At 46.9% G+C, this 15,213-nt stretch carries 10 protein-coding genes and 1 pseudogene; 9 read left to right on the top strand and 2 right to left on the bottom strand.

Annotated features, from left to right (window positions below):
• The first annotated feature begins 24 nt into the window (after window positions 1-24).
• Window positions 25-2,634, top strand: a pseudogene (locus G5B12_RS18310) (cation-translocating P-type ATPase).
• Window positions 2,635-2,777: 143 nt separating this feature from the next.
• On the opposite strand, the gene G5B12_RS09120 reads toward G5B12_RS18310, so the two are convergent.
• Window positions 2,778-4,403 carry a CapA family protein gene (locus G5B12_RS09120; protein ID WP_021976990.1) on the bottom strand — a complete coding sequence of 542 codons (1,626 nt, stop codon included), beginning with the start codon at window positions 4,401-4,403 and terminating at the stop codon, window positions 2,778-2,780.
• Window positions 4,404-5,409: 1,006 nt separating this feature from the next.
• On the opposite strand from G5B12_RS09120, the gene G5B12_RS09115 reads away from it, so the two are divergent.
• Both G5B12_RS09115 and G5B12_RS09110 read left to right on the top strand, forming a co-directional pair.
• A complete protein-coding gene (locus tag G5B12_RS09115; protein ID WP_180214425.1) occupies window positions 5,410-5,823 on the top strand; it encodes an acyl-CoA thioesterase in 414 nt (137 codons plus the stop codon).
• 5 nt (window positions 5,824-5,828) lie between these two features.
• Complete coding sequence (locus G5B12_RS09110; protein WP_021976992.1) at window positions 5,829-6,110, top strand: hypothetical protein; 282 nt, start codon at window positions 5,829-5,831, stop codon at window positions 6,108-6,110.
• 29 nt (window positions 6,111-6,139) lie between these two features.
• Here G5B12_RS09110 and G5B12_RS09105 read toward each other — a convergent pair whose 3' ends face one another.
• On the bottom strand, window positions 6,140-7,912 hold the full coding sequence (locus G5B12_RS09105; protein ID WP_244096073.1) for a DUF885 domain-containing protein: 1,773 nt from the start codon (window positions 7,910-7,912) through the stop codon (window positions 6,140-6,142).
• Window positions 7,913-8,232: 320 nt separating this feature from the next.
• On the opposite strand from G5B12_RS09105, the gene trxB reads away from it, so the two are divergent.
• From trxB to G5B12_RS09075, 6 genes are all read left to right on the top strand, one after another.
• Entirely contained in the window at window positions 8,233-9,171 is a 939-nt protein-coding gene (gene trxB / locus G5B12_RS09100) for a thioredoxin-disulfide reductase (RefSeq protein ID WP_021976994.1), read from the top strand.
• The gene (locus G5B12_RS09095) at window positions 9,158-10,192 is read left to right on the top strand and encodes a LacI family DNA-binding transcriptional regulator (RefSeq protein WP_174088081.1); all 1,035 of its coding nucleotides are present in this window, start codon (window positions 9,158-9,160) and stop codon (window positions 10,190-10,192) included. Before trxB ends, G5B12_RS09095 begins: the two co-directional genes overlap by 14 nt.
• A 243-nt stretch (window positions 10,193-10,435) precedes the next feature.
• Window positions 10,436-11,458: a PTS mannose/fructose/sorbose transporter subunit IIAB gene (locus G5B12_RS09090; protein ID WP_174088080.1), complete on the top strand. Its 1,023-nt coding sequence runs from the start codon at window positions 10,436-10,438 to the stop codon at window positions 11,456-11,458.
• A gap of 104 nt (window positions 11,459-11,562) precedes the next feature.
• Entirely contained in the window at window positions 11,563-12,378 is an 816-nt protein-coding gene (locus tag G5B12_RS09085) for a PTS mannose/fructose/sorbose/N-acetylgalactosamine transporter subunit IIC (RefSeq protein ID WP_174088079.1), read from the top strand.
• Window positions 12,375-13,205, top strand: coding sequence for a PTS system mannose/fructose/sorbose family transporter subunit IID (locus G5B12_RS09080; RefSeq protein WP_021651182.1), 831 nt, complete (start codon window positions 12,375-12,377; stop codon window positions 13,203-13,205). Before G5B12_RS09085 ends, G5B12_RS09080 begins: the two co-directional genes overlap by 4 nt.
• A 199-nt stretch (window positions 13,206-13,404) precedes the next feature.
• The gene (locus G5B12_RS09075; protein ID WP_174088078.1) at window positions 13,405-15,084 is read left to right on the top strand and encodes a glycoside hydrolase family 13 protein; all 1,680 of its coding nucleotides are present in this window, start codon (window positions 13,405-13,407) and stop codon (window positions 15,082-15,084) included.
• Window positions 15,085-15,213 lie beyond the last annotated feature (129 nt).

Genomic DNA, 15,213 nt, shown 5'->3' with positions numbered 1-15,213 from the left:
TTGCTGAGGATCTGTAAAGGAGGAATGGTATCTGTGAAAGCTTATTACAATGAAACGGTAGAAACTGTACGCAGAGATCTGAATGGGGAACAGGATTTTCTGACGAATGAGGAAGTAAAAAGAAGGCAGGAAAAATTCGGATTCAATGAACTTGCGGAAGGTAAGAAAAAAAGCGGCCTGCAGATTTTTCTGGAGCAGTATAAAGATTTTCTGGTGCTGATCCTGATTGTTTCGGCGGTGGTTTCCCTGTTCCTGGGGGAAACAGAGAGTGCGGCGGTAATTCTGGTTGTGATTACTATGAATGCTATTCTGGGAACTGTGCAGACCATTAAGGCAGAGAATTCCCTGGAAAGCCTGAAACAGCTGGCTGCACCGGAGGCGAAGGTGGTTCGAAACGGTGCAGTGGTGAGAATTCCGGGAAGGGAAATTACAGTAGGAGATGTGGTCCATCTGGAGTCTGGAGACTATATTCCGGCGGACGGACGTGTGCTGGAAAGTGCCAGCCTTAAGGTTGATGAAAGTGCACTTACCGGAGAAAGCATTGGTGTAGATAAGATCAGCGCTCCGCTTACCGGGGAACTTCCGTTAGGAGATCGCAGGAATATGGTATTTTCCGGAAGCTATGTGACTTATGGAAGAGGTGTTTTTCTTGTAACCGGGATTGGAATGAACACAGAAGTCGGAAAAATCGCCGGTCTTTTAAAGAATACTTCGGAGAAGAAAACACCGCTTCAGATTAATCTGGATCGCTTTGGGAAAAAGCTTTCTATGATCATTCTTCTGTTATGTGCTGTACTTTTTGCCCTGCAGGTGCTGAAAGGCGGAGCTGTTGCAGATGCATTTCTCTTTGCAGTGGCACTGGCTGTGGCGGCGATTCCGGAAGCACTCAGTTCCATTGTGACAATTGTGCTGGCGTTTGGAACCAGAAAGATGGCGAAAGAAGGAGCAATCATACGGAAACTGCAGTCTGTGGAAGGGCTGGGAAGTGTATCGGTAATTTGTTCTGACAAAACGGGAACACTGACACAGAACCGGATGACTATTGAACATTATTATGTGGATGGACGGGATATTCCGGCAGATCAGATTGATCCGGCGAACCCATTGCAGGAACAGATGCTGAAGTTCAGCATTCTCTGCAATGATTCTACCAATGTGGAAGGCCAGGAGATCGGAGATCCTACAGAAACAGCAATGGTAAACCTGGGAGATAAAAAAGGAATTTCGGCACAGGAAGTCAGGGATGCCTGTCCGAGAAGCAGCGAGGTTCCTTTTGACAGTGATCGGAAACTGATGTCTACCTTCCATAAGATGAAGGATGGATATACCATGATCACCAAAGGCGCGGTAGATGTGATGCTGAAACGTGTGGATTATATCCAGAAAGGTGGAAAAATCTTTCCTGTTACAGAGGTGGATGTGGAAAACATCTGCAGAGTTAATGAACAGTATTCAGAGTCAGGTTTACGTGTTCTTGGAATCGGATACCGCCATTTTCCGGTGGAAAAAAATATCTCCACAGAGGATGAACAGGGGCTGGTTTTTCTGGGGTTACTGGCAATGATGGACCCGCCCCGTACGGAAAGTGCAGCGGCGGTTTCGGACTGTAAGCGTGCAGGTATCTGCCCGGTGATGATTACGGGAGATCATAAGGTGACAGCAGCCGCTATTGCAAAGAGAATCGGAATTCTGGATGATATTTCCTAGGCCTGTGAGGGTGTTCAGATTGATGGTATGAGTGATGAGGAGCTTAACGAGTTTGTGGAAAATATCCGGGTGTATGCACGTGTGACGCCAGAGCATAAGATACGTATTGTGCGTGCGTGGCAGGAGAGGGGAAACATTGTGGCCATGACCGGAGATGGAGTCAATGATGCACCTGCACTGAAACAGGCAGATGTGGGAGTTGCTATGGGGATCACAGGAACAGAGGTAGCAAAAGATGCGGCTTCAATGATTCTGACCGATGATAATTTTGCCACGATCATCAAGGCTGTGGAGAGTGGACGAAATATTTATGAAAATATCAAAAAGGCTATACAGTTCCTTCTTTCCGGAAATTTTGCGGCGATCCTGGTAGTGATTGCAGCTTCTCTGATGAATCTTCCAGTGCCTTTTGCACCAGTTCATCTTCTGTTTATCAACCTGCTTACGGACAGTCTGCCGGCCATTGCTCTGGGGCTGGAACCTTACCATCATGATGTGATGGGAAAAAAGCCCAGACCTGTAAAAGAATCTATTCTTACAAAAGAGTTCCTGATCCGTGTTGGTGTGGAAGGTGGTGTGATCGGTGCTGTGGTACTGACGGCATTTCTGATTGGCTACCGGGACGGCAATGAGGTACTGGCAGGTACCATGGCGTTTGCAGTGCTGTGTCTGTCCAGATTACTTCACGGATATAACTGTAAGGCTGGAAAACCGGTAATCTTTACAGGGGAATTTTTTGATAATCGCTTTATGCAGGGAGCATTTCTGTCTGGATTTGTGCTTCTTACAGCTGTGCTTGCAGTTCCGGTGCTTCATGGATTTTTTGCGGTGCAGACGCTTAAAATTGGAGAACTTCTGGCGGTTTACGGACTGTCAGGGGTAAGTATGCTGGTGATTCAGGGACTGAAACGGATGGTAAAGTTCTGATGATGTAAAAAAATACCGGGGATCCGGATCCTTTGAAGTGTGTACTTCAGGGATGCCGGATCTCCGGTATTTTTTATGCACGTTGCTGGATTGGCTGGTTTGCTGAGTCGAGCGAATCTTCGCAATCCGCATTCGTTAAAGCTTTATTCTTCACTTTCGTCGTAACTGTCATCGTAAGAGCCGTCGTCGTAGGAACTGTCGTCATAGGAACCGGAATCATCATCAGAACCATCATCTGAGGAGTCGTCTGTGCTGCCGGAACCGTTATCAGCAGAATTGAAGTTTTCGGAATTGATGTCGATTCCTTTGTCTGCATAATATTGCTCTGCTGTGATGGAATCCGTATCTTCTACGATATTTCCGGAAGCATCGATCATGTTCAGGTCTGTATTAATGGTTACGTCCAGAAGATTGGTTCCTGTGGATGGGGTAACATTCATGGACATGATCTCATTGAATTTCTTTTTCAGGTTGTCGAGAGTGAATACACCGGAACCAATGTATTTCTGGACACCGTTCTGAGATGCCAGTTCTTCCGTATAGTCGGAAAGCATATATGGCCCAAATTCTCCGGCATCACTGTTATAGTGCATGACCAGAGGTTCTACGGTTGGAGTCAGGATTTCAATTGAAGTTTTTCCATCTTTTACTGTTTTCTGGATGGTGAATTTTGCCATTCCGCCAAGGAGCTCTTCCAGTTTCTGCTGGGTGGATACAAAATTTCCCAGAGAGTAGAAGACTACGGTTTCATTGCCTTTATCATCGGTGAGACGGCCGTATGGCTGAAGTACGTGAGGATGTCCTCCGATAATGACATTTACACCCTGTTCCATGAGGTAGGCTGCCCATTGCTTTTCGTATTCATTTGGCATGGTTTCGTCTTCAGTGCCCCAGTGAGCCACGAAGATGATGCAGTCGGCCTGCTGTTTGGCTTTCTGGATCATGGTTGTGATCTTGTCCTTACGGATCATGTCGATCATGTAGTCTTTTCCTTCAATGCCTCCTACGTTTGTTCCGTAGGTATAATCCAGAAATGCAATTTTGATACCGTTTACTTCGCGGATCTTGACGGTGTCTGCATCTTCCTGTGAGTCGTGGATTCCAAGAAGTGTGACATCCGGATAGGTGGTTTTCCAGAAATTCAATGTGTCGGTGAGAAAACCTTCGCCGAAATCATCAATGTGATTGTTGGCGGATTCCACTACGTTGAATCCGGCTTTTATGATGGCGTCTCCTACTTCGGTCGGGGTTGCGAAGGAGGGGTAGGAGCTTACGCTGTCATGGTCGGTTGTGAAGACGGTTTCCTGGTCGATCATTTTGATGTCTGCGTCTTTGATGGCGTCCTGGATGTGGGTGTAGATTTTGTCGTAGTTCCAGTTACCGTCAGAGGATGCGCCTGCGTCTATGAGGCTCTGGTGGTAGAGGTTGTCGCCTACTGCGATGACAGAGGCTGTGGTGGTTTCACCGGTGGTAGTGGTGGTTTCCTGTTTTTCTTTTGAAATGGTGGCTTTTTTGCGGGCATCTATGGCTGGTTTACGGATGAGGCGGTAGTCCAGCTGGTTGAAGAAGAGGACCAGAATAGCCAGGACAACGATGGAGGCTATGAGGCTCAGGCGGGCGTTGCTGCGCTCGCGGAAGTTTAATGGGATGTTGTCCTTGGGGTTGCGCCTGATGGGGCGTTTGGGTTCGCGGAGAGGATCCGGGGTGGATTCTCTTTTGAGGACTCGTTTGAGGGAGTCGGGGATTTTGATGTTGGGTGAGAATTTCATTTATGGTTTACCTTGTCTTTCTTTGGATTTTGAATGTAATTGGTTTGCGTGGTTGTATTATAGCAGATTTTTTTTTTCGTGGGAAGAGGGTGGTGGGGGTGAACGTACGCCCGTGCCGGGGATGCTGTCTGGTATGCGGAGTTGTTGGACGGACGCTGGCAAGGCGTGTGCTGTCTGGCGCCGGGGCTTCGTCGGGGGCTGGCTTCTAAGCCGCTGAAAATCAGCACCCCTCCTGCAGAGTCGTCGCCAGACAGCACACGCCTTGCCAGCTGGTTTTTCAAGCCGGGAAGTGCTGGTGGCTGTCCGGGCAGTGAGGTTCAGGGCATGAGGATAGAGTGGCGGGGTGGGAGTTCGGTTTAGAGTGTGAGGCTGAGTGGTTTCCTGGGAGTTGGATGAGCCGTCAGCGCTGCGCTGGACGGCGTGGAGGAAAGGCTGAGTTTCCTTGTGGTTTGAGGGGAGTAAGTGATTGACTGTAAAAAGTTGTGGAGAATAGGAATAAATCGGCACAGCGTTTTATATCCGATACCGCAGCATCCATCGCCCCACCAGTACATACACACATCCCCACAACGTACAACAAAACTGCGTGGCCGGAGGGGAGGAGCGCGAGGAGGGAAAATGGACTTCGCAACTATGAATGCTTCCCCTCCTCGCATTTCTTTGAAAAGCGAAAAAATTTCCATCTATCTGACTGAAGATTACGATATCTTGCTATCAGCTTGTTGAATTATGGTGGAATTTTCGCGGCTTTGTATGATATATTTAAGATGTATGAGGAATATAGTTTGCAAGAAATAAAGCAGACATTTTAACCAAATCAAGTAAGTCCCCTGCGGGGTTGCGAAAAGCAATAAGCAGTGGGTGGGGACTTGCTTGTATCAGGAGGAGTGCAAGCTCCTCATGATAAACTGCGGAGCAGTTATTTGGTTATGAGAAAGTAGCGAAGCGGATTGCGAATATCCGCTTGACTACAATATCAGACTTTGACAAAAGAGAGGATGCAGTCATGGGTGTTTACAGACGTAAGGCGCAGTATCATGAGACGGATCAGATGGGGATCATCCATCATTCCAATTATGTGAAATGGATGGAGGAGGCCCGTATTGATTTTATGAAGGAGATGGGGTTCGGTTATGGTGAGGTGGAGAAGCGGGGGATCGTTTCTCCGGTTGCCGGGGTTTCGGTTTCTTATAAGAAGCCGGTGCTTTTTGATGATGTGGTGGAGATTTCGGTTTCTGTGAGGAAGTACAGTGGTGCGGTTCTGGAACTGGATTATGAGTTTTTTAATGTGACCAGGGATGAGGTTTGTACGGTGGCTTCTTCGAAGCATTGTTTTACCAGGGATGGGAAGCTGATTTCTCTGAAGAGGGAGATTCCGGAACTGGATGTATTGTTCAGAAATTGCGTGAAGGGAGAGTGAGCAGGATGGAAGTTGTGGAGATGCTTGATAATCTGAAGGAAAAGGCCCGCAGGGACCCGGCGCTTCGGGAGGTTTTGCTTGCTACCCGTAAGGAGAAAGAGCCGCTGGCTGCTTTCTGTAAGAAGTGCCGGGAACTTGGGGTTCCGGTTTATGAGATGGATCTGATCGCGGCAGGGGAAGAGTTTTATGCAGCTATGAAGCGGAGCACCAATGGTGGTGGAGAGAATTCTCCGATGCTTGAGGGTGAAGATGATTTTTATGAGCTGTTTTTTGCGGGGCTGGAGTAAAGAGTTATAATTTTGGTCCAGGGATTCGGTTAAAATTCCGCATCAATATACTTCTCCAGCACCGGGAATTGCACACCGCCGATTTTCAGCACCTGGCTGTGAAATTTTTTCAGGTCAAAATCCTGGCCCAGACGGTTCTGCTCGGAGGTGCGCAGGTCCAGAAGGCTTAAGTAGCCCCAGTAGTATTTCAGATAATTCCCGGGGGTTTCCAGGATGTACTGATAGATTTCGGAGACAACGGTGCTTTCTTCGATGCCAAAGGCTTTCAGGAAGCTGGCTGCTTCGGCCTGGGTCCAGCCGTTGTAGTGGATCTCAATATCCAGAAGTGAGTACATACATAAGTTGATGCTGCGGTTCAGCCAGGAGATCCTGGCAAGTTCTGTGGCAGAAGGATCCTTTATATAACCGGCTGCGTACTTGTAGGCAAAGGGCTCAATATAAGTGGCCCATCCTTCCGCAAAACCGGAGGTGCAGAGCAGATTCCGGATGCCGGAGGGATTCTGGCGCTCAAAAGTGACAGTCTGGTAAAGATGTCCCGGGAATCCTTCATGTGCCAGTGTGGTAAAAAGTTCCAGACCCTGATAACTGGCAGCCGGATTTATATAGATCACATTAGGCGTTCCGGTATCCATGGGCGGGGTGAGATAAAAGGCGGGACTTAAGTAATCTTTCATGGAATCGTGGACTGTGCGGAGTTCAAAAGTGACATCTGCAAGGGCTGGAAAATCTGCCTGGATCTTCTGCTGAAGGGCGTTCAGCATCTGGGCGGGTTTCATTTCTTTGAAAGTGATTCCCTGGTTGAGTGTAGCCAGAAGTTCCGGGTTTTTGCGGAGCATGGTTCCTGCAATACCGATCTCACTGGAAAGCTGTCTGGAGAGGCGTTTTTCCATTTGTTTCACAGGAACGTAAGATCCGGTCTGGCTCTGGAGAAGATAGAGATAGTAGGCTTTTCCTCCCTTAAAATAAGTCAGGCCACGATTGTTTTTCCCTGTGCCACGCAAAGCTTCCAGTCCGGTCATAAGTTCCTGATAGGCGGGAATGACTTCTGTTTTCATGAGACTTTTGTGGGTCAGGATCAGAGCGTTCTGTTCTGAAACGGAAAGTTTTCCATAATCCGAGAGCTTTTTCTGAAAAATATCCAGCATATAATTGTTGTCCGGATTCTGGATAAAAGCGCTGCATTGTGCCAGAACCCGGTCCAGAGTAGTGTCGCTCATAAAGAAACCAGCTTCGGATTTCTTTTTCTCAAATTTCAGGATACTTTGAAAGTAAGGCCGGATGGTGGTGAGAAGGTTGAGATAATCGGTGATATCTTGATCTTCATAAAAAGCGTATTCCGCCAGAAGTACGGGAAGCTGGGCCTGAATGCCGAGACTTGGGCCAAGTGGTTCCTGGAGAAGATAATTGTCGCCCAGAGATTTTTCCGTATGATAATAGAGGAGCATGGAATCCAGGGTCAGCTGATTTTTCGTGGAAAGACAGCTGTAGCGGAAAGATTTCAGCTTTTTTTCGTACTGGCTGCAGATCTGATATGTATTTTTCATGTCTGTCGGGATGGTTCCAAGAGTTGTTTTTTTCCGCGGGATGCCCTGTTTTTCCGGATGTGCAAGGGTATAGTGGAGGGTGAGGGTGCTGCCGGAGACTTCATTTTGAAAAACTTTCCTGGAAAAAGCTTCGAATTTTCCGTTTTCCGTGATCCCATGAGCGGAAAAATAGCCGGCAGTAAGGCCGGTGAGTAATGTCAGAATAAGAAGCAGGATGATGAAAAGAGGGGATTTATTTTTCCTTATTTTAAGAGGCATAAGACATCTTTCATTACTGTTTACAGGCAATATTCCGCAGAGTATGTTGCTGGCCTCGAAATAAACAGTAACGTCCTTTCAGAGCGGCGCTTTGTTCTATCATATTGGAAAATTACGGAATCTATGATATTATGTGAGCGGAAATATACAAAAATGGAAACTATGGAATGGCTATTCCGTATAAAATCATAAAGTGTCAGCGGATCATGAGCACAGACAAGATTCCTCAGTTATAAGTGCATGAAGAATGATGTTACTTTCCGAAATGTTGCGGAGGATGGTGTTGTATTATCCGTTCGACCTGAAAATGGAGAAATAACATGAGCGATATCTATGATCTTGCAATTTTAGGCGGAGGTCCGGCAGGGATCACGGCGGCGATCTATGCGTCAAGGGCCCGATTAAATACCATATGGATCGATAAAAATTTCGCACCGGGCGGTCAGATCACAGCTACCTATGAGGTGGATAATTATCCGGGAATGCCGGGAATCTCAGGTATGGATCTGGGAGAAGCCTTCGGGGAGCATGCCCGGAAACTGGGATTGGAACCGCAGCGCGAGAAGATCCTTTCTTTGGAAAATATTTCCGGAGATATTAAGACGATCCGCACAAAAAAGCATGAATACCAGGCAAAAACACTGATCCTTGCATTTGGGGCGGAGCATCGGAAGCTGGATATTCCGGGAGAAGATGACCTTGGCGGTCTTGGAGTTTCCTACTGTGCTACCTGTGACGGAGCTTTTTACAAGGACAGGATTGCAGTGGTAGTTGGTGGCGGAAACGTGGCTGCAGAAGATGCGGTTTTTCTTTCCGGCCTCTGTGAAAAAGTATATCTTGTCCATCGCCGTGATACGCTTCGGGCGGATAAGGCTCTTCAGGAGAAGGTTTTTGCCTGCGAAAATATAGAAATGGTGTGGGACAGCATTCCCCAGGAGATCCTTGGACAGGAGGAAGTGACAGGTCTTAAGATCCGCAATGTAAAAACCGGGGAAGAACGGGAACTGGAAGCAGATGGTGTCTTTATCGCAGTGGGCATTGTTCCCAGTACGGCACTTGTAAAAGACCAGCTTAAGCTGGATGAGAACGGATATATCTGTGCAGGAGAAGAAGGTGTTACTAGCGCACCTGGGGTTTTTGCAGCGGGAGATATCCGAACCAAGGCACTTCGCCAGGTAGTAACTGCTGTTTCAGACGGAGCCAATGCAGTGGCTTCCGCACAGAAATATCTCTGGAGGACAGACAATGGCAACCATTAAGGAAATCGCGCAGAGAGCAGGTGTAAGTACAACAACTGTTTCCAACGTCATACATGGAAAAACAAAAAAAGTATCTCCTGCCAACATTCAGAAGATCGAGAATCTTATCCGGGAGATGGGATATGTCCAGAAAATGGGACTGAGAGTTCTGAATAAGGAGAAATCCCAGCTGATCGCAGTTGTGATCAATCATCATAAAGACTTCAAGGATTCTGTTATCGGAGATCCTTTTTATGGGAAGATCATCGGTTTTATTGAGAAGTACGTGCAGGAACTTGGCTACTATCTGATGCTCTATTCTGCAAAGGATACGGACAAGATCTTTCAGATGGTCATGGGCTGGGATGTGGACGGCGTCATTGCCATTTCTTTCAGTAAAAGTAACTGCGAAAAAATCTACCAGCTGATCAACAAGCCCATCGTTTCCATTGATGCTTACGGTGAGCTTGACGCAGGCCAGGAAAACCATGTCCTGAATATTGGACTGGATGACGAGAGCGGCGGCTACCTTATGACAAAATATCTCCTGGAATGTGGCTATGAGCATATCCAGGTCTGTGCAGGCCGTGACAATGGTGTGGATCATTTCCGTTACATGGGTGCCCAGCGCGCAGCAAAAGAATTTGCGGGAAAAAAACAGAAGGTGCAGTTTACCGCTCTTGGAATGAACTACGCCAAACGAAAAGAAAGCTATGCGTGGCTGATCCAGCGGAAAAAACCGAAGACTGCGCTGTTTTTCCTGTCAGACCTTTATGCACTGGAGGCGATCAGCTTTTTCAGCAGCCGTGGAGTAAAGATCCCGGAGGAAATCGGAATCGCGGGATACGATAATATCAGCTATGCGGAATTTTCCGTGCCAAGGCTTACTACGATCAGCCAGAATGTGGAGCAGAAAGCTTCCCTTGCCGTAGAGATCCTGATGGAGCGGATCAACGGCGTGGAAAAAGAGCGGGAGAATGAGATCGAGCTTCCGGTTACGCTGATCCCCAGGAAGTCGGTACAGCCGCAGGATGAGAATTAAACAGAATAAAAATGTCAAAAGCCGAAATATACGGGAATTGCCAGTATCTGGCAGCCAGAGTATTTTCGGCTTTTTTGGTAAAATTTCTTATGTGAAACCTGCACAAAACCATAATTTCCAACTTGTCACAATAATAGGTTATGTACATAACCTATTTACACAGCCTGGCTTTGATGCTATAGTGTGAACATAAAGGTTAGGTACATAACCAAAGGGAAAGAGTACAGAAGGAGTGAATACCAGATGAAACAGATTCTGATCGCCACACATGGAAAAATGGCCTCCGGCATTCGTTATACAGCAGAGCTGATCGTTGGAAAAATGGCTGAGATCACAACCATTGATGCTTATGTGACACCGGAAGACAATGTGGAGAAAAAGTTTGAAGAATATTTCGCACAGCATGAAAACGACAGGATTTTCGTTTTCACAGATATTATGGGAGGAAGCGTAAACCAGAAGCTTCTGGGATACAGCCAGAAGGAAAATGTTACGCTGATCACAGGAACCAACCTTCCGGTGCTGATGCAGGTAATGATGGCAGATGACGATGTGACGGAGGAAGAGATCCAGGAATTCATCGATGATGCCAGAGAGGAACTTCAGGTGGTAGACCTGGGCGGTGGAAAGAAATCCACAACGGGAAAACATGATGCAGAAAGCATTGCACAGGGAGAAAAAATCACAGCGCAGACCGCCGCGCCGGATGTAGAAAAATCCGCACCGAAAAAAGCACCGGCCCCGCAGTCCTACGACAATTCCACAGCAAAGATCACCGCACTTCGTGTAGATGACCGTCTGATTCACGGACAGGTTGCTATGACCTGGACCAAACAGCTGGCAGTACAGGGAATCGTAGTAGCCAATGATGAGGCAGCCAACGACAATACCCAGAAGATGGCACTGAAAATGGCAGTACCGGGAGGAATCAAATCCCTGATCAAACCGGTGGATGAAGCCATCCGTATCTTAAATAATCCGAAAGCATCCAGGATGCGTATTCTGGTTCTTACAAGAACCGTAAAAGATGCCCTGAAAATAAGACAGAGCGTTGGTGAGATCGGCTTCCTCAATGTAGGAAATACCGGACGTTTCGACGGAATCGATGTTTCCGAGAAACTTGTCCTGACACCGACCATCATGCTGACAAAAGCAGAGCAGCAGGCACTGAAAGGCCTGGTTGCCCTTGAACCGAAGACCTGTATGCAGCAGGTACCGAATGATGAGCAGAAGCTTGTGAAGGATGTGCTGGATAAATTAAACTGACGCATATCAAAAAGAATGAACGTAATAATTATCTGAATGCAGATCGTGGAATGTGAGTATCCACTGAATAAGTAAAACGTAACAAAAAAGGGAGGAAAGAAAAAATGTTAAACGCATTTCTTGTAGCACTTGCCGTATTTATTTGTGTCGGCGGTGCAGAGCTGATCGGATTTACCATGCTGAACCGTCCGATCGTCATCGGACCGCTGGTAGGTCTGTTTCTTGGAGATCTTCATACAGGAGTGATCATCGGAGCTTCACTGGAAGCCGTATTTATGGGAGTTGTAAACATCGGAGGTGCTTCCGCGGCAGAACCCGGAATCGCCACAGCCGTAGGAACTGCTTTTGCCATCATGCTGGGCAAAGGTTCTGAGGTAGCCCTGACACTGGCACTTCCAATTGGTATCCTTGGTTTTCAGATCAAGACCGTTCTCTACATCTTTATTGTAGGTATGTTTGCAAAAACTTTCGACCGTCTGGCAGCAGAGGGCAAGGAGAAACAGATTATCGCCCTTCATTACGGACTCTGGGCTGTAAACTGGTTTTTGTATTCCCTGTTCGCATTCTTCGGAATCCTGTTCGGATCTGACGCAGTCAGCGCACTTCTGGATGCGATCCCGGATGTTGTTATGAACGGCCTGACCGTCTGCGGTGGACTTCTTCCGGCAGTAGGTATGGCGATGCTGATGAAAATGCTCTGGGACAACAAGATCTGCATGTTCTACTTCCTGGGATTTGTCCTTGCAGCATACTTAAACCTTCCGCTGATCGCCCTTGCCGTGATCGGTGTGATCATTGCCATTTCCATTGGTATGAACGATTACAAGCTGAATCAGCTTGCAGCACAGAGAGTAGCAGTTTCACCGGCCGGTAGCGCTGACGAATATCTTGACGAAGAAGAGGAGGAATTTTTCTCATGAGTAATTTAACGAAATCCATTCCTGCAGATGAAAGAAAAATGCTGAGAAAAGCGTTCTGGCGTTCCTTTACTCTGTATGCGGCAGTAAGCCCGGCAAAACAGGGAGCTTCCGGCTTCTGCTATTCCCTGATGCCTTTTATCAATAAATTTTACAAAAACGATGAGGAAGGCAAAAAAGCTGCCCTCACAAGAAGTATGTCTTACTTCAATACAACCATCACCTTATCTACATTCATCATGGGTCTTGTGGCATCCATGGAGAAGAAAAACAGCGAGCAGAAGGATTTTGATGCAAGCTCCATCAATGCGGTGAAATCTTCCCTGATGGGACCTCTGGCCGGTATCGGTGATTCCATTTTCTGGGGCGTTCTCCGTGTAATCGCAGCCGGAATCGCAGTAGGACTTGGTGCATCCGGAAACGTTCTGGCACCGATCGTGTTCCTGCTTCTTTTCAACATTCCGTCTATTCTTGTGAAATATTACGGAACCTTCCTGGGCTACAAGCTTGGTTCCGAATACATCCAGAAGGTTTATGCAAGCGGTCTTATGAACATCCTGACAAAGGCTGCCAGCATTGTAGGGCTGATCATGGTCGGCGGTATGACTGCCAGCATGGTAACCTTTAATTCCACTTATGAACTCACCATGAAGGGTGAATCTGTTCTGAATCTCCAGAACATGCTGGACCAGATCTTTATCGGCATCGTTCCTCTTGGACTGACTCTTCTGTGCTACTATCTGCTGAAAAAGAAAAATATCAGCATCACAGTTCTGATCATTGGTGTTATCATCCTGAGCATCCTTCTCTCTCTTCTTGGAATTGCATAAGCCTTAAGGATAAGGAATAAAGATCAGAATTATGAAAAGGCGGGCCGTATAGGGTCCGCCTATAAAAAAGCCTAAAAAAAGTTATATCGAAATAACTGACCGCAAAAAGGGCAGTTGAAGAACACCTGACCGGATATAAATAAGCAGCAAATACGGATTATAAATATCTGCTCAATGCAAAATAAAGGAGACATAAGAAATGAAAGATTGGTGGAAGAATTCCGTTGTATATCAGATTTATCCAAGAAGCTTTAAGGACTCCAACGGAGACGGCTTCGGCGATCTCCAGGGCATTATTGAAAAACTCCCCTACCTTCAGAACCTTGGGATCGATGTGATCTGGCTCAGCCCTGTTTTTGATTCCCCACAGGACGACAACGGTTACGATATCAGTGATTACCGAAAGATCTATGCAGGTTTCGGAAGCAACGAGGACATGGATGAGCTGATCAAAAAAGCTCACGAACATGGCATCAAGATCGTTCTGGACCTGGTTGTCAACCACACTTCCGATGAGCATGCATGGTTCGTGGAAAGCCGGAAGTCAAAAGACAACAAATACAGTGATTATTACATCTGGAAAGACCCGAAAGCAGATGGCAGTGAGCCAAACAACTGGGGTTCCAGCTTCTGCGGAAGTGCCTGGGAATACGACGAAGAGCGTGGCCAGTATTACCTTCATTTCTACAGCAGAAAGCAGCCGGATCTCAACTGGGAAAATGAAACTGTCCGTAAGGAAATCTATGATCTGATGAAGTTCTGGATGGATAAAGGTGCTGATGGATGGCGCATGGATGTGATCGCGTCTATCTCCAAGGATCAGTCCTTCCCGGATTACCCGAAGACTGATGACCGCAAGTATTATACAGGAAAATATCACAGCAACGGACCAAGACTTCATGAGTTTATCCATGAGATGAACCGGGAGGTGCTTTCAAAATATGACTGTATGACGGTAGGTGAGGCGCCAGGTTCCACACCGGAAGTTGCAAGACTTTTCACAGATCCGACGAGGGAAGAGCTGAACATGATCTTCACATTCGAGCATATGAACATCGACCGTATCCCAGGTTCTGTAAACCGCAAGTGGGCGCTGAAACCTTTTGATCTCCGAGAGCTGAAACGTGTGATGACCCAGTGGCAGAACAAGCTTTATGGGAAGGGCTGGAATGCTCTGTACTTCGAAAACCATGACCAGCCACGTGTGATCTCCAGATGGGGAAATGATACCACTTACCGTGAGGAATGTGCAAAAGCTTACGCTACTGTTCTCCACGGCATGCAGGGAACTCCTTATGTATATCAGGGTGAGGAGATCGGTATGACAAATGTACAGTTCCCGCTGGATGAATACGAGGATATCGAGGTGCGTAACGCATACCAGGATCTTGTTATTAAGAACAAAACCATCTCTGAAGATGATTTCCGCAAGGCAGTATGGAACAAGAGTCGTGACAATGCCAGGGTTCCGATGCAGTGGGATGACAGCGAAAATGCAGGATTTACAACCGGCAAGCCATGGTTCCGCCTTTCTGACCGTTACCAGGAGATCAATGTAAAAAAAGCTCTGGAAAAAAATGATTCTGTGTTTTATTATTATAAGGATCTGATCTGTCTTCGTCATGAGGAAGAGCTTCTCACAGAAGGTGACTATCAGCTCCTTCTTCCGGAAGACGAGAAGATCTTTGCATATTTAAGAACTTCCGACAAAGAGCAGTGGATCGTGGTGGCAAACCTTTCTGAGGATACGGTAAGTACAGAAGGTCTTGCAAAATATGTGTCCGATAAAGAGGATATTAAGATTGCAAACTATAAGGACAGAACAGGGATCAAAGCGGACTTAAGACCGTACGAGGCGTTTATGATGAGGATCCGATAATTCCTGAGCTGTTGTATATGTAGTAGTAAAGTGGAAGAAAAGTCTCCGCTTTACAGAGAGCAGGTATGAGTATTTGTGCGTATCTGTACTGCCAAAGGATATCCGGGTGCAGTGCAGATGCGCTTTTTG

It is taken from the genome of Blautia sp. MSK.20.85 (assembly GCF_013317245.1).
Lineage (GTDB): Bacteria > Bacillota > Clostridia > Lachnospirales > Lachnospiraceae > Blautia_A.
The sequence above is the reverse complement of the archived record's forward strand: the minus strand, read 5'-3'. Positions and strand labels throughout refer to the sequence as shown.

Coding starts and splice junctions, on each gene's coding strand:
- G5B12_RS09120 (WP_021976990.1), bottom strand. CDS start 4,403: ATGAAATTCTCACCCAACATCAAAATCCCCGACTCCCTCAAACGAGTC.
- G5B12_RS09115 (WP_180214425.1), top strand. CDS start 5,410: ATGGGTGTTTACAGACGTAAGGCGCAGTATCATGAGACGGATCAGATG.
- G5B12_RS09110 (WP_021976992.1), top strand. CDS start 5,829: ATGGAAGTTGTGGAGATGCTTGATAATCTGAAGGAAAAGGCCCGCAGG.
- G5B12_RS09105 (WP_244096073.1), bottom strand. CDS start 7,912: ATGCCTCTTAAAATAAGGAAAAATAAATCCCCTCTTTTCATCATCCTG.
- trxB (WP_021976994.1), top strand. CDS start 8,233: ATGAGCGATATCTATGATCTTGCAATTTTAGGCGGAGGTCCGGCAGGG.
- G5B12_RS09095 (WP_174088081.1), top strand. CDS start 9,158: ATGGCAACCATTAAGGAAATCGCGCAGAGAGCAGGTGTAAGTACAACA.
- G5B12_RS09090 (WP_174088080.1), top strand. CDS start 10,436: ATGAAACAGATTCTGATCGCCACACATGGAAAAATGGCCTCCGGCATT.
- G5B12_RS09085 (WP_174088079.1), top strand. CDS start 11,563: ATGTTAAACGCATTTCTTGTAGCACTTGCCGTATTTATTTGTGTCGGC.
- G5B12_RS09080 (WP_021651182.1), top strand. CDS start 12,375: ATGAGTAATTTAACGAAATCCATTCCTGCAGATGAAAGAAAAATGCTG.
- G5B12_RS09075 (WP_174088078.1), top strand. CDS start 13,405: ATGAAAGATTGGTGGAAGAATTCCGTTGTATATCAGATTTATCCAAGA.